Raw genomic sequence first — 14,851 nt, 5'->3', positions numbered from 1 at the left:
GTTCATGAATTGTTCCAGAGAATTCTGAAAATGGTACACAAAATGTTTCCGCAGGAAGCAGTCAGGCGACGTCGGGGAGCTTGCCTATACTTGCCCGACAGCCGCGCAGGCACGCCTTGCAGCCTGCGGACATGCACAAGAAGAGGATTCGACCGTGGACCATCTCATCGTCACTGTATTTGCCCCTGACAAACCGGGGCAGGTCGAACAGATCGCGGCAACCATTGCAAATCACGGTGGCAATTGGCTGGAAAGCCGCATGACTCATATGGCCGGGCAGTTCGCCGGGATTCTGCGCGTGGGCGTACCCGCCGAGGCTCATGAACAGTTGCGTGATGCGCTGGAGGGGTTGTCGAAGCACGGCATCCGCGTGCAATTTGCGGAAATCGGCATCGAGACGTCGTGCACCTGGAAGCCGATCAGCATGGAACTGGTGGGCAATGACCGGCCAGGGATCGTGCGGGATGTCACGCGGCTGTTGACCGAGCAGGGGGTAAACGTCGAGCAGTTGGTGACCAACGTCGAGCCTGCGCCGATGAGCAGCGAGCCGCTGTTCCGGGCCAATGCGACGCTGGGATTACCGCTGACGTTATCGCTGGATGTGTTGCAGAAGCGCCTGGAAACCCTGGCCGATGACTTGATGGTGGAGTTGAAGTTGCGGGCCGACGAGTGATCGCCGGCCCGGGGTTTCATGCACGGCGGCGGGTCGTCAGCCAGGCATCGACGCTATAGATAATCAGGCCCGCCCAGATGAAACCGAAAGTCACCTTGGTTGCGGCCGGCATGTGTTCGCCGAACATCAGCACCGCCAGTGACAGCACAAGCGTCGGCGCGATGTACTGCAAGAAACCCAGCGTCGCATAAGGCAGGTGCCGTGCAGCCGCGTTGAAACACACCAGTGGCACCAGCGTGACCGGGCCGGCAGCCGCCAGCCACAGCGCCTCGGTGGTGCTCCAGAACTCGGGCTGCGCGCTGTGGGCCATGGGATTGAACAGCAACCAGCCAATGGCCAGTGGCACCAGAATCCAGGTTTCCACCACCAGCCCCGGCAACGCCGCCACCGGCGCCTTTTTGCGGATCAGCCCGTAGAAGCCGAAGCTGAAGGCCAGTGCCAGCGAAATCCACGGCAGGCTGCCGACCTGCCAGACCTGTTGCGCCACGCCCACCAACGCCAGTATCACCGCCGCCCATTGCAGCGGCCGCAGCCGTTCGCGCAGCAGCACCATGCCCAGCATCACGTTGATCAGCGGGTTGATGAAGTAACCCAGGCTGGCCTCGACCATGTGATTATTGTTCACCGCCCAGACATAGATCAGCCAGTTGGCGGCGATCAATGAACCGCTGCCGGCCAGGATCGCCAGCCGTTGCGGGTTGTCCCGCAGCTCGCGCCACCAGCCGGGGTGTTTCCACACCAGCAGCAGAAGCGAGCCGGAAATCGCCGACCAGATGGCCCGGTTGACGATGATTTCCAGCGCCGGTACGGAAGAAAGCAGCTTGAAGTAGATCGGGAACAATCCCCAGATGATGTAGGCAGTCAGGCCCAGAATGTACCCGCGACGCGGGTTGGCAGCTTGCATGGGTGGTCCTTCGGCAAGTTGTGGTGTGTTCGGTCAGTGGCGTATCGCACGACCCGTAGCAGCACGGCTTGCCGGCGGGGGCGGTGTGTCAGCCTACTCATCTGTGACTGACACACCGCCCCCGCCGGCAAGCCGGACTGCTACGGACCGCGTCGGTGCGGGTCAAAACAGCTTCAACGGCTCCTCGTTCAGCGCGGCCAGTTGCTCGCGCAGCGCCAGTACCTGGTCGCCCCAGTACCGTTCGGTGCCGAACCAGGAAAAACTGTGGGGGAACGCCGGGTCGTCCCAGCGGCGGGCCAGCCAGGCGCTGTAATGCATCAGGCGCAGCGCCCGCAGTGGCTCGATCAACGCCAGCTCGCGCGGGTTGAAATCGTGGAATTCGTTATAGCCGTCCATCAATTCCGACAACTGACTCAGGCAATCCTGACGATCGCCGGCGAGCATCATCCAGATGTCCTGCACCGCCGGGCCCATGCGGCAGTCGTCCAGGTCGACGATATGAAAGATCTCGTCTCGGGTCATCATGTTGCCGGGATGACAGTCGCCGTGCATGCGGATGTTCTGATGCGGGGTGTTGGCGTAGGCATCTTCCACACGCTTGAGCAGATCCTTGGCTACCGACTCGTAGGCCGGGAGCAGGCTGCGGGGAATGACGTCGTTTTCCAGCAAATAGTTGAGCGAATTGTGCCCAAAGTTCTGCACGCCCAGCGCTTCGCGGTGCTCGAACGGGCGGGTGGCGCCCACGGCGTGCATGCGGCCGAGCAACTGGCCCAGGCGATACAACTGGTCGAGATTGCCGGGCTCCGGCGCTCGCCCGCCGCGACGGGGGAACAGGGTGAAGCGAAAGCCCTGGTGCTCGAAGAGGGTCTGGCCGTTGTGTTCGAGGGGCGCGACGACAGGGATTTCCACCTCGGCAAGCTCGGCGGTGAAGCTGTGTTCTTCAAGGATGGCTTCGTTGGTCCAGCGCTCGGGGCGGTAGAACTTGGCGATCAGCGGCTGGCCATCGTCGATGCCGACCTGATAGACGCGGTTCTCGTAGCTGTTGAGCGCCAGAATGCGCGCGTCGCTGATGAAACCGATGCTTTCGACAGCGTCCAGCACCAGGTCAGGGGTGAGTGTTGCAAACGGGTGGGCCATGCTTACTCCTGCGCGCAGCAGGCTGCCGCGTCGGGCCAGTCATGGTAACTCAGGCGTGCTACCGCTGACACACCGCGTAACGCCCATCGCGAGCAAGCTCACTCCTACAGGATCAATCCGACCCGCAGATTTTTGCCAGGCGCCAATTCCTGTAGGAGTGAGCTTGCTCGCGATAGCGGTCTATCAAGCGCCGATGATCCCGCCGTCCTCCCGCGTAATCACCATCACCGAAGACCTCGGCTTGCCGTCGGGCAGGTGCTCAGGAAAGGTCGAGCCGCCTTTCTCGCCGGGGTGCTGGATGCCGACGAACAGTGCCTTCTGGTCCGGCGCGAAGCTGATCCCGGTCACTTCACAGCCCACAGGGCCCACCATGAAACGGCGGATCTCACCGCTGGCCGGGTCTGCGCAGAGCATCTGGTTGTTGCCCATGCCCGCGAAGTCGCCGGCGTTGGAGTAATCGCCATCGGTGAGAATCCACAACCGCCCGGCCTTGTCGAAACCCAGGCCGTCCGGGCTGTTAAACATGTTCTGTGGCGTGATATTGCTGGAACCTGCCTGGGGTTTTCCGGCGTGCGCCGTGGGGTTGCCGGCCACGACGAACAGATCCCAGGCGAAGTCCATGGACGCCGCATCCGAGCCCTTTTCCTGCCAGCGCAGAATCTGCCCGTACTGGTTCTTTTCACGTGGGTTGGGGCCGCCCACCGGCTGACCGTCCTCACCGCGCTTGGCGTTGTTGGTCAGCGTGCAGTAGACCTGGCCATCCTTGGGGCTGACCACGATCCACTCCGGGCGATCCATGCGTGTGGCCTTGACCACGCTGGCGGCCAGGCGCGCATGAATCAGCACTTCAGCCTGGTTGGCAAAGCCGCTCGAGGCATCGATGCCGTTCTTGCCGTGTGTCAGCTCGATCCACTTCCCTTGCCCCTTGGGGTGATCGGGGTTGCTGTCGCCGTTATCGAACTGCGCCACATAAAGGGTGCCGTGGTCGAGGATGTCGCGGTTGGCCTTGGGGTTCTTGTGGTTGACCTTGTCGCGGCTGATGAACTTGTAGATGAACTCGCCACGTTCGTCGTCGCCCATGTAAACCACGACGCGGCCATCCTTGGTTTCGGTCAGCGCGGCGTTCTCATGTTTGAAGCGGCCCAGTGCCGTGCGCTTGACCGGCGTGGATTTGGGGTCGAACGGGTCGATTTCCACCACCCAGCCGTGGCGGTTGAATTCGTTGGGGTTCTTCGCCACGTCAAAGCGTTCGTTGTGCGGGTGCCAGTTCACTTCCTTGCTGGTGGCGACCACGCCATAGCGCTTGGCGGCTGCGTCGAACTTCTGTGCAGGATCACTGCTGCCGAAACAATCGGTGAAGTTTTCTTCGCACGTCAGATAAGTGCCCCAGGGCGTCTTGCCGTTGGCGCAGTTCTGGAAGGTGCCCAGAACGGTCTTGCCGGTTTTGTCGGCGGCAGTCTTGAGCCACTCATGGCCAGCAGCGGGGCCGCTCAGGTGAATCGGCGAGTTGCCGTGGATGCGGCGGTTGTATTTGGAGCCTTGCACGAACTTCCACTGGTCGCCTTCGCGCTTCACTTCGATCACCGAAACGCCTTCGCTGGCCAAGGCCTTGTGCACGTCGTCGGCGGATTGCGGATCCTTGCCGTGGTCGAACAGGTAGCGGTAGTTGGTGTATTCGTTGTTGATCGCCATCAGCGCGCGGGTGGCGGTGTCGGCGTTATCGCCAGGGAAGGTGAACAGGCTCATGCCGTCGTTGTTGTCGCCGAACTGCAGCTCCTGGGCCTTGGCCGTGCCCTTGCCGCTCGGATCGAACGCCGGACCGCCCGCGTGCAGCGGCTGGCCCCAACTGATCAGAACAGAAGACTTGTAGCCCGGTGGCAGGCTGATGCTGTCGGCGGTGGCGGCAGGAATGCTGTCGAAACCCAGCAAGGCGCTGTTGCCGGCGCTCACACTGGCAGCCATTACGCTGCGGCTGAGCAGGTTGCCGCCCATGAACATCGCGGCACCGCACAGGGCACCCGCGCTGATGAAGCCTCGGCGGGTCATGCCCACGCTGTTCTGTTGCACCAGTGTTTCGAGGTCGGTCGACTGGTTTTCTTCGAGTAGTTTCATCACGGGCTTCCTGCGGTTTTTGCCGCAAACCATATTCAGCCCGGATGACGTTATTGTGTCTGCCTCATGACGGCCATTGGCCTGCTTTCTGGCCGTTTGCCGGTGCTACAGCGGCGTGCCAATGAGCACGTTGGACGGCGCGAACTGCACCTGAACATCGCCGCCCACCTTGAGTTTCAAGGCCCCGAGGTGATCGGCCTCGGCCAGCGCACAGAGCTTCTGGCCACTGGGCAGGACGATTCTGACCTCGCTCGGGCCATCGTCCGCATCGAGAATTTCATCGATTTTGCCGTCCAGACAATTGTGTCCAGTTGTTGCGGGCTGCCCAGAGGCAAGCAATTCCAGCCAGCCGGCCTTGATCAGCGCGAACACGTCAGTGCCTGCTTCAAGCCCAAGGCGCAGGGTGCTGTCATGGGTGATCTGCGCCTGAATCTCAAGCCCGCCGGACAGTTGCATGCCGATCATGTCATTGCGCCCGAAGGCTGTGATATCCACCACCTGGCCATGCAACTGATTACGGGCGCTGGTACGCAACATCAAACGGCTGAGCAGCGCCAGATCGCCGGATTCCTCAGGACTTTCCAGCAACTGGGCCTGAAGCGCCTGCAAACGCTGATAAAGCTGCAACACCCGCTCGCCTTCCTGGGAAAGCTTCGCACCACCGCCGCCACGGCCGCCCACACTGCGCTCGACCAACGGCTTCTGCGCCAGGTTGTTCAGCTCATCGATGGCATCCCACGCCGCCTTGTAACTCAACCCCGCGCTCTTCGCCGCCCGGGTGATCGAACCTTGCTCGGCGATGTGCTGCAACAGCGCAATGCGATGCGGCCGGCGGACCATGTGTTGGGTGAGGGAAGGGGGTAGGGACATGTCGGGCAGATTTTTTCTGGAAGGTGTGGCGTAGGAGTTTAAGGCAAAAATGAATCTACGGTCCGCAGGTATTGTAGGAGCGCGCTTGCCCGCGACCGTAGTCCGCCTGCCACAGATAGGCCGGCTGAAGTGGCGCAATCGCGGGCAAGCGCGCTCCTACAGGGCCCTCAGTCACCAGGCTTGGGCGTACGCGCCAGGCAATACACGTCCACTCGCCTTGCACCCGCCTGAATCAACAACCTGGCCAATGCATCGGCGGTAGAGCCGGTGGTGAGAACGTCGTCGATCAGGGCGATGTGCAGGTCTGTCACGGTCGAGGGCCCGGTCAGGGCGAACGCGCCCTGCAGGTTGCGTTTGCGGGCCTTGGCGTCCAGGCCTTGCTGGGCCGGGGTTTCCTTGACGCGCTTTATCAGCCTTTCATTCACTGGAAGTTTCAGCGCCTGGCCTAGCCAGTAAGCAATCATTGCCGCCTGGTTGTAACCGCGCTCGCGCATTCTCTTGCTGGAAAGCGGCACCGGGATCAGCACGTCCGGCGGTTGCAGGCCTTCTTCAAAGCGGTGCAGCAGGTTTTGCGCGAGCAACTCGGTGAGCAATCGCCCCAGCGGCCACTTGCCCTGGTGCTTGAAGCGTGTGACCAGCGCGTCGATGGGGAAGTCGTACTGCCACGGCACGATGACTTCATTGAAGGCCGGCGGCTGGCGGGTGCATTGCGCGCAGGTCAGTCCCGATATCGGCATGGGCAGTGCGCAGCACTCGCAAGGGTCGATGAGCCAGGGAAGCTCGCTCTCGCATGGGGTGCAGATCGGGCTGATGGAATCGGTCTGTTCGTCGCACAGTAGACACGTCTGTACGTTTTTTAACCAGATGTAAACCTGATGCCCGTTGCGAGGTTGACAGCGCATGCCGCTTCCTTAAATATGCCGAACATCCGTGTTGCGCCTGTGGACTTTATGGTTTTGCCGAGTGAGCCAAACCGCCCGGGTAGTCGCCAAATACATCAAGGAGCCGCCCATGAGCGCCAGCATCAATGCCACTTTGCGTCACGACTGGACCTTAGCCGAAGTCAGGGCGCTGTTTACACAGCCCTTCAATGACCTGCTGTTTCAGGCGCAAACCGTGCATCGCGCTCACTTCGACGCCAACCGCGTTCAGGTCTCGACCCTGCTGTCGATCAAGACCGGCGCCTGCCCCGAAGACTGCAAGTACTGCCCTCAGTCCGGTCACTACAACACCGGCCTTGAGAAAGAAAAACTGATGCAGGTCCAGCAGGTGCTGGAAGAAGCCGCCCGGGCCAAGGCCATCGGTTCGACGCGTTTCTGCATGGGCGCCGCCTGGAAGCATCCGTCGGCCAAAGACATGCCGTACGTGCTGGAGATGGTCAAGGGCGTGAAAGCCATGGGCCTGGAAACCTGCATGACCCTGGGCAAGCTCGACCAGGATCAGACCATGGCCCTGGCCCAGGCCGGCCTGGACTACTACAACCACAACCTTGACACCTCGCCGGATTTCTACACCAGCATCATCACCACCCGCACCTACAGCGAGCGTCTGCAGACCCTGGCCTACGTGCGCGATGCGGGCATGAAGATCTGCTCCGGCGGCATCCTGGGCATGGGCGAGTCGCTGGACGACCGCGCCAACCTGCTGATCCAGCTGGCCAACCTGCCTGAGCATCCTGAGTCGGTGCCGATCAACATGCTGGTCAAGGTTGCCGGTACTCCGCTGGCCAATGCCGAAGACGTCGATCCGTTCGATTTCATCCGCATGCTGGCCGTGGCGCGCATCCTGATGCCGCAATCCCACGTGCGTCTGTCGGCAGGTCGCGAGGCCATGAATGACCAGATGCAGGCCCTGGCGTTCTTCGCCGGCGCGAACTCGATTTTCTACGGCGACAAGCTGCTGACCACCGCCAACCCGCAGGCCGACAAGGACATGTTGCTGTTCTCGCGTCTGGGCATTCAGCCCGAAGCGCGCGAAGAGCATTCCGATGAAGTGCACCAGGCGGCCATCGAGCAGGCGCTGATCGAACAGCAGAGCAGCGAGATGTTTTACGACGCGGCGGTTTGATTCCGCTGTCATTCCCCGCCTGATACACAACATGCGGCATGCACGGTAACTGTAGGAGTGAGCTTGCTCGCGATGACGATCCATCAGTCACATTTGAGTGACCGACAGAATGCAATCGCGAGCAAGCTCACTCCTACAGGGAAGTGCTAACGCATCTGATACGAGGCCTGCATGTCTTTCGATCTGAGCGCACGTCTCGCTGCCCGTCGTGCCGAACATCTCTACCGTCAACGCCCGCTGCTCGAGAGCCCGCAGGGCCCTGAAGTGGTGGTCGATGGCAAGCCGTTGCTGGCTTTCTGCAACAACGACTACATGGGCCTGGCCAACCATCCCGACGTCATCAAGGCCTGGCAGGCCGGCGCCGAACGCTGGGGCGTGGGTGGCGGGGCTTCGCATCTGGTGATCGGCCACAGCACCCCGCACCATGCACTCGAAGAAGCCCTGGCCGATCTCACCGGTCGCCCCCGCGCCTTGCTGTTTTCCAATGGCTACATGGCCAACCTCGGCGCGGTCACGGCATTGGTGGGGCAGGGCGATACCGTGCTGGAAGATCGCCTCAACCACGCCTCGCTGCTGGATGCGGGCCTGCTCAGCGGCGCGCGTTTTTCCCGTTATCTGCACAACGATCCCGACAGCCTGAACACGCGGCTTGAAAAGGCCATGGGCGATACGCTGGTGGTGACCGACGGCGTGTTCAGCATGGACGGTGACATCGCCGACCTACCTGCGCTGGCCAAGGTCGCCAAGGCGAAAAACGCCTGGCTGATGGTCGACGACGCCCATGGCTTCGGCCCTTTGGGCGCGAACGGCGCAGGGATCGTCGAGCACTTCGGTTTGAGCATGGAAGAAGTGCCGGTACTGATCGGCACGCTTGGCAAATCCTTCGGGACCGCAGGCGCATTCGTGGCGGGCAGCGAGGAGTTGATCGAGACGCTGATTCAGTTCGCCCGCCCTTACATCTACACCACCAGCCAGCCGCCTGCGCTGGCCTGCGCGACGCTGAAAAGCCTCGAACTGCTGCGCACCGAACACTGGCGGCGCGAGCATTTGCAGGCGCTGATCAAGCAATTCCGTGAGGGCGCCCAAGCGATTGGCCTTGAGTTGGTGGACAGCTTCACGCCGATCCAGCCGATCCTCATCGGCAGCAGCGACCGTGCCCTGCGCCTGTCGCAGATGCTGCGCGAGCGCGGCTTGATGGTCACCGCGATCCGCCCGCCCACCGTGCCTGCAGGCAGTGCGCGTTTGCGCGTCACCTTGTCCGCGGCCCACAGCGAAGCCCAGGTGCGGCTATTGTTGGAAGCACTGGAGCAGTGCTATCCGCTGCTGGGGGAAAGTGAATCGGTGGAGGCACACGATGCGTGACCAATTGATCCTGCTGCCGGGCTGGGGCCTGGGCGTATCGCCCCTTGAGCCGCTGGCGGCGGCGCTGCGTGGGCTGGACGAGCATCTGCGGGTCGAGATCGAGCCGCTGCCGGACATGGACACCGACAACCTCGACGACTGGCTCGACGAGCTGGATGCCACCCTGCCGGACAACGTCTGGCTGGGCGGCTGGTCCCTGGGTGGCATGCTGGCCGCCGAACTGGCTGCAAGGCGCGGCGAGCGCAGCTGCGGGCTGGTGACCTTTGCCAGTAACCTGTGCTTCGTCGCACGAGGAGACTGGCTAAGCGCGATGCCGCAGACCGATTTCGACGCGTTCATTGCCGGGTGCAAATCCGACCCTGACGCCACCCTCAAGCGCTTCAGCCTGCTGTGCGTTCAGGGCGCCGAAGAACCGCGTGCACTGTCGCGCCAACTCAAGGCCGGTGCGCCCCATGGCACGAGCCAGGGGCTGATCGAGGGCCTCAAACTGCTGGAGCAACTGGACACCCGTGCCGCGCTGCAGGCCTATCGCGGCCCGCAACTGCACCTGTTCGGCGGCCTCGATGCACTGGTTCCGGCAGAAGCGAGTGCCGATCTGCTCAATCTGCTGCCCGATATCGAAGTCGGCGTGATCGAGCAGGCCAGCCACGCCTTCATCCTGGAAAACCCCCACGGCGTGGCCGCGGCGGTCCAGGCGTTTCTACATGAGTCCGGTGATGACTGATCTTTCCCACTGTGCGGTGCTCAAAGCCGTGAAACAGCAACAGGCGACAACCCAGAGCCATCTGCCAGACAAGCGTCAGGTGGCGGCGTCCTTTTCCAAGGCAGCGGCCAGTTACGACAGCGTCGCTGAATTGCAGCGAGCGGTGGGCAGCGAGTTGCTGTCGCGCCTGCCGGCTGATGTCGTCCCTGAACGCTGGCTCGATCTGGGCAGCGGCACCGGTTGGTTCAGCCGGGTGCTGGCGCAGAACTTCCCGAGCAGCGAAGGCATCGCGCTGGACATCGCCGAAGGCATGCTCAACCACGCCCGCCCGCTGGGAGGCGCGCAGCATTACGTGGCCGGTGACGCGGAGCATCTGCCATTGGCCGATGGCAGCGTGGAACTGATGTTCTCAAGCCTCGCGGTGCAGTGGTGCTCGGACTTCTCCGGAGTGTTGAGCGAGGCCCGGCGCGTCCTCAAACCTGGTGGCGTATTCGGTTTTGCGAGCCTGTGCGTCGGCACCCTGTACGAGCTACGCGACAGCTGGCAGGCGGTGGATGGTCTGGTTCACGTCAACCGTTTCCGCGAGTTCGACGACTACCAGCGCCTCTGCGCCGACAGCGGGCTGCGGGTGCGTAGCCTGCAAGTGCTGCCCCACGTTCTGCATTACCCGGATGTGCGCAGCCTGACTCATGAACTCAAGGCACTGGGTGCGCACAATATCAATCCCGGGCGACCAGGCGGTTTGACTGGCCGGGCGCGGATTCAGGCGTTGATTGAAGCTTATGAGGCGTTTCGGCAGGAGAAAGGCCTGCCCGCGACCTATCAAGTGGTTTACGCCGTGCTGGAAAAGCCGGCCGCTGTTTAAAAAATGACCCGTTTTGCGAGCGCTGTTCGTGTGGGCGCTATAGTGAGTAGGCAACAGCTTTGAAATATCTGAATGGATGGTCGCCAAGATGAGTGCTGCGTATTTCATCGCGGGAACCGATACCGATGTGGGCAAGACCACCATTGCCACGGGGCTGTTGTACGCGGCGCGCTCGGCGGGGCTGAGCACGGCGGCGGGAAAACCCGTGGCGTCGGGCTGTGACGTCAAGCCCAAGGGCCTGCGCAACCCCGATGCGGTGGCGTTGCGCGCCGAGTGTTCGATTGAATTGACCTACAACGAGGTCAACCCGGTGGCCTTCGAGCCGCCCATTGCCCCGCACCTGGCGGCGCGAGAGGCGGGCGTTGCGCTGACGGTGCAGTCGCTGCTGGGGCCGATGCGCCACATCCTCGACAAGCAGGCCGACTTCACCCTCATTGAAGGTGCGGGCGGCTGGCGCGTGCCTCTGGCGGATCAGGCCAACCTGTCGGACCTGGCGATTGCCCTGGGCTTGCCGGTGATTCTGGTGGTGGGCGTGCGTCTGGGCTGCATCAGCCATGCGCTGCTGTCGGCTGAAGCCATCGCCAACGACGGGCTGCAACTGGCAGGCTGGGTGGCCAACATCATCGACCCTAAGACTTCGCGTCTGGAAGAAAACCTCGCCACCCTGGCCGAACGCTTGCCCGCGCCTTGCCTGGGCCGTGTGCCGCACATGAAGAAAGCCACGCCGGAAATGATCGCCGAGCATTTGCATCTGGAGTTGCTCGACTAAAAGCACATCACGCCGACCGTGATGATCGTTGATACCGACCGTAGCAGCACGGCTTGCCGGCGGGAGCGGTTTGTCTGTCACAGATGAGTTGACTGACACACCGCTCCCGCCGGCAAGCCGTGCTGCTACGGGATGTGGTGCGGCATTTACTTGATATACCACCCCCAAGGCTGCTCGCTGACGTACTCCGTCACCTGCTTGACCTCCAGATAGTTATCCAGCCCCCACTGCCCCAGTTCCCGGCCGATCCCGCTGTGTTTCATGCCGCCCCAGGGCGCTTCGACGAAGGTGGGCTGTGAGCAGTTGACCCAGATGATACCCGCCCTCAGCCGATTGGCCACCCGTGTCGCCCGTTGCGGGTCGTCGCTCATTACGGCGGCGGCCAGGCCGAAACGGCTGGCGTTGGCCATCTGCACGGCCTGTTCTTCGTCCTTGAAACGCTTGATGCACAGCACCGGGCCGAAGATCTCCTCGCGCCAGATGATGCTGTTGTGCCCGGGTTCGTCGAAAATCGCAGGCTCCATGAAATACCCGCGCTCAAGGTGCGCAGGCCGCTTGCCCCCGGTCAGCAGCTTCGCGCCGCTGGCCTTGCCCTGATCGACGAAACCCAGGACCTTTTCGTATTGCCCGCGACTGACCAGCGGCCCGAGCAGCACGCCAGGCTCCAGCCCCTGGCCGATGGTGATCTTGCGCGTCTCCTCGACCAGCCGTTCGATCAGCCGGGGCGCGATGCTCTCCTGCACCAACAGCCGCGACGTGGCGCTGCACACCTGGCCCTGGTTCCAGAAAATCCCGAACAGAATCCACTCCACCGCCGCCTCGACGTCGGCATCGTCGAACACGATGAAGGCCGATTTGCCGCCCAGTTCCAGGCTGATGTTCTTGATGTCGCTGGCCGCCGCCGACATGATTTTCGCGCCAGTGGGCACGCTGCCGGTGAAGGCCAGCTTGTCGACGCCGGGGTGCAGGGTCAGTGGGCTGCCAGCATCTGCCCCGAGCCCGGTAACGACATTGAGCACGCCCGCGGGCAGGCCGATACGATCGGCGGCACCGGCCAGTTCCAGCGCTGTGAGAGGGGTCAGCTCCGACGGCTTGAGCACCACGCTGGCACCGGCCGCCAGCGCGGGGGCGACCTTCCAGGCGGCCATCAGCAGCGGGTAATTCCAAGGAATGATTTGTCCTGCGACGCCAATCGGCTCCAGGCGGATACGGCAGCGAAAGCGCTCGTCGGGCAACGCCAGCGGCTTGTCCTGACGACCATCCAGCTCCCGGGCAAGGCCCGCGTAGTAGCGAAAGCAGGCAATTGCATCGCCAATGTCCCACTGCGCCTCGGGCAGCGGCTTGCCGTTGTCGCGCACTTCCAGGGTGGCGATGTCGTCCTGCGCGCCTTGCAACTCATCGGCCAGCGCTTCCAGCCATACCGCCCGTTCGGCGCCGGTGGTCTGCCCCCAGTCATTGTCGAAGGCCCGGCGCGCCGCGCGCACGGCATGGTCGATGTCCTCCTCGGTGCCGGCGGCCACTCGTTGCAGCGGTTGCTCGGTCGCCGGGTCGATCACGTCCAGGTAGCCGCCCAGGTCGGGGCTGACCCACTCGCCGTTGATGTACAACTGATCACGCATGTGAGGCTCCTGTGCGGCGATTCTGCAGGTAACGGGAGGTGAACAGCAGCGCCAGCGAAGCGCAGATGATCACGGTCGAAACGGCATTGATTTCCGGTGTCACGCCGCGGCGGATCGACGAGAAGATGTAGATCGGCAGCGTCGTCTCGGGGCCTGCCACGAAGAAGGCGATGATGAAATCGTCGAAGCTGAAGGTGAACGCCAGCAGGAACCCGGCCATGATCGCGGGCGTTATCTGCGGCAGCGTCACGCGCCAGAAGGTTTCCAGCGGCGGTGCGTAGAGGTCGGCGGAGGCTTCCTGCAAGGCCTTGTCGAGGGAGTCGACCCTGCTGCGCACGATCACCATCACCAGCGCCATGGTGAACAGCGAATGCGCGGCGACCACGGTGAAAAAGCCCATGTTCAGCTTCGGCAGGCTCGGCGCCAGTTGCGCCAGCAGCGGGTTGAGGATGTCGAACAGGCTGATGAAGGCGATCAGCGTCGAGATGCCGATGACGATGCCGGGAATGATGATCGCGCAGTAGGTCAGGGCGTCGAACATCAGCCGAACCTTCTTGCCCGCGCGTTGCAGGCCGAACACCGCCAGGGTGCCGAACAGCGTCGCCAGCACTGCCGAACAGGTGGCGATCAGCGCGCTGTTGCCCAAGGCTTCCATGATGAACGGGTTGCTGAACGCCCGGCCGAACCACTGCACCGAGCAGCATTCGAAGGCCAGCCCGCTGCGCCCGGCGTTGAAACTGAACAGCATGATGAGCGCGATGGGCAGGTACAGAAACAGGTACAGCGAAGTCGAGTAGGTGCGCAGCCACATGTCAGAGCGCTCCTTCGCCAGGCTTGCCGCCGTAGCGGGCCACCAGTTTGAGATAGACGCCGATGATGACCAGCATCATCGCCACCAGAGTCATTGCAAGGGCGCTGCCGAACGGCCAGTTGCGCGATTGCAGGAACAGGTCGACCAGCGCGTTGCCGACGAAGAACACCTTGCCGCCGCCGAGCACGGCGGGAATCAGGAACTCGCCCATCAGCAGGATGAACACCAGCATCACCCCGGTAATGATTCCCGGCGCCGAGAGCGGCAGGGTGATCCGCCGGAAACTCTCGAAGGCACTGGCGCCCAGGTCTGCCGAGGCTTCCAGCAGGCGTTTGTCGAGCTTTTCCAGGCTTACGTCAATGGGAAATACCATCAGCGGGAGGTAGCCGTAGACGATGCCGATCAGCACCGCATACGGGGTGTTGATCAGCCGCACGTCATCCAGTCCGACACTGGCCAGCAGTGCAGGAATGCCCTTGCCGCTGAGGATGAAAATCCAGGCGTAGGTGCGAATCAGGAAGCTGGTCCAGAACGGCACGATCACCAGCGTCAGCAGCAACGAACGATTCTTGCCCGCCTTGACCGCCAGAAAGTACGCCAGCGGATAGGCCGCCACCAGGCACACCAGCGTACCCAGCGGCGCCAGCACCAATGTGTTGCCAAACGCTGCGGCGCGAGAACCCAGGTTCAGGTAATTGGCCAGCGTCAGGCCACCGGCGTAGCCGCCGACGGCACTGCGCTCACCAAAGCTGAACACCAGGATGATCACCAGCGGCATCACCAGAAGCAGCAGGAACCACAGGGTGGACGGCAACAACATCAGCAGCGTGATGCGTCGGCCCAGGCTGCGTCGCCGGGTTTGCGCGCGCTCGCTGTCCGCATCGCTCGCGCCGGCTGCGGCGCCGCGTGCATCGGGGGTGATGACGGCATCCATGTGCGGTTCCTTATGGCTCATGTCG

At 62.8% G+C, this 14,851-nt stretch carries 14 protein-coding genes; 6 read left to right on the top strand and 8 right to left on the bottom strand.

The features are described 5' to 3' along the window. Positions 1-154 precede the first annotated feature (154 nt). The gene (locus NPS29_RS06720) at positions 155-673 is read left to right on the top strand and encodes a glycine cleavage system protein R (protein WP_274131544.1); all 519 of its coding nucleotides are present in this window, start codon (positions 155-157) and stop codon (positions 671-673) included. Between the two features lie 16 nt (positions 674-689). On the opposite strand, the gene rarD is transcribed toward NPS29_RS06720, so the two are convergent. The 5 genes from rarD to NPS29_RS06695 all read right to left on the bottom strand — a co-directional run bounded on the left by rarD (position 690) and on the right by NPS29_RS06695 (position 6,598). Continuing rightward, positions 690-1,577, bottom strand: coding sequence for an EamA family transporter RarD (gene rarD, locus NPS29_RS06715; protein ID WP_274131542.1), 888 nt, complete (start codon positions 1,575-1,577; stop codon positions 690-692). 162 nt (positions 1,578-1,739) lie between these two features. Further along, on the bottom strand, positions 1,740-2,714 hold the full coding sequence (locus tag NPS29_RS06710) for a serine/threonine protein kinase (protein ID WP_274131541.1): 975 nt from the start codon (positions 2,712-2,714) through the stop codon (positions 1,740-1,742). 183 nt (positions 2,715-2,897) lie between these two features. Beyond that, the gene (locus NPS29_RS06705) at positions 2,898-4,826 is read right to left on the bottom strand and encodes a PhoX family protein (protein ID WP_274131539.1); all 1,929 of its coding nucleotides are present in this window, start codon (positions 4,824-4,826) and stop codon (positions 2,898-2,900) included. Between the two features lie 105 nt (positions 4,827-4,931). Continuing rightward, positions 4,932-5,696 (bottom strand): TOBE domain-containing protein, encoded by a 765-nt coding sequence (locus NPS29_RS06700; protein ID WP_274131536.1) that lies wholly within the window; start codon positions 5,694-5,696, stop codon positions 4,932-4,934. A 167-nt stretch (positions 5,697-5,863) separates the two neighbouring features. After that, positions 5,864-6,598 carry a ComF family protein gene (locus NPS29_RS06695; protein WP_274131534.1) on the bottom strand — a complete coding sequence of 245 codons (735 nt, stop codon included), beginning with the start codon at positions 6,596-6,598 and terminating at the stop codon, positions 5,864-5,866. Positions 6,599-6,707: 109 nt separating this feature from the next. Between NPS29_RS06695 and bioB the strand changes: the two genes are divergently transcribed. The 5 genes from bioB to bioD all read left to right on the top strand — a co-directional run bounded on the left by bioB (position 6,708) and on the right by bioD (position 11,462). Then, positions 6,708-7,763 carry a biotin synthase BioB gene (gene bioB, locus NPS29_RS06690; protein ID WP_274131532.1) on the top strand — a complete coding sequence of 352 codons (1,056 nt, stop codon included), beginning with the start codon at positions 6,708-6,710 and terminating at the stop codon, positions 7,761-7,763. A 171-nt stretch (positions 7,764-7,934) separates the two neighbouring features. Beyond that, the gene (gene bioF / locus NPS29_RS06685) at positions 7,935-9,125 is read left to right on the top strand and encodes an 8-amino-7-oxononanoate synthase (protein ID WP_274131530.1); all 1,191 of its coding nucleotides are present in this window, start codon (positions 7,935-7,937) and stop codon (positions 9,123-9,125) included. After that, positions 9,118-9,849 carry an alpha/beta fold hydrolase gene (locus NPS29_RS06680; RefSeq protein WP_274131528.1) on the top strand — a complete coding sequence of 244 codons (732 nt, stop codon included), beginning with the start codon at positions 9,118-9,120 and terminating at the stop codon, positions 9,847-9,849. Before bioF ends, NPS29_RS06680 begins: the two co-directional genes overlap by 8 nt. Next, on the top strand, positions 9,842-10,693 hold the full coding sequence (gene bioC, locus NPS29_RS06675; protein WP_274131526.1) for a malonyl-ACP O-methyltransferase BioC: 852 nt from the start codon (positions 9,842-9,844) through the stop codon (positions 10,691-10,693). Before NPS29_RS06680 ends, bioC begins: the two co-directional genes overlap by 8 nt. 88 nt (positions 10,694-10,781) lie before the next feature. Continuing rightward, on the top strand, positions 10,782-11,462 hold the full coding sequence (gene bioD / locus NPS29_RS06670; protein ID WP_274131524.1) for a dethiobiotin synthase: 681 nt from the start codon (positions 10,782-10,784) through the stop codon (positions 11,460-11,462). 146 nt (positions 11,463-11,608) lie between these two features. Here the strand turns inward: bioD and NPS29_RS06665 are convergent, their stop codons facing one another. From NPS29_RS06665 to NPS29_RS06655, 3 genes are read right to left on the bottom strand one after another with little or no spacing between them, the layout of a single operon-like run. Next, complete coding sequence (locus NPS29_RS06665) at positions 11,609-13,081, bottom strand: aldehyde dehydrogenase family protein (RefSeq protein ID WP_274131522.1); 1,473 nt, start codon at positions 13,079-13,081, stop codon at positions 11,609-11,611. Beyond that, positions 13,074-13,892: an ABC transporter permease gene (locus NPS29_RS06660; RefSeq protein ID WP_274131520.1), complete on the bottom strand. Its 819-nt coding sequence runs from the start codon at positions 13,890-13,892 to the stop codon at positions 13,074-13,076. The genes NPS29_RS06665 and NPS29_RS06660 overlap by 8 nt, the downstream gene beginning before the upstream one ends. Before the next feature lies 1 nt (position 13,893). After that, entirely contained in the window at positions 13,894-14,826 is a 933-nt protein-coding gene (locus tag NPS29_RS06655) for an ABC transporter permease (protein ID WP_274131518.1), read from the bottom strand. Positions 14,827-14,851 lie beyond the last annotated feature (25 nt).

Origin of the sequence: Pseudomonas putida (assembly GCF_028682175.1) — a bacterium.
In the GTDB taxonomy this organism is placed as follows: domain Bacteria; phylum Pseudomonadota; class Gammaproteobacteria; order Pseudomonadales; family Pseudomonadaceae; genus Aquipseudomonas; species Aquipseudomonas putida_AD.
This window is presented reverse-complemented; position numbering and strand designations above follow the sequence as displayed.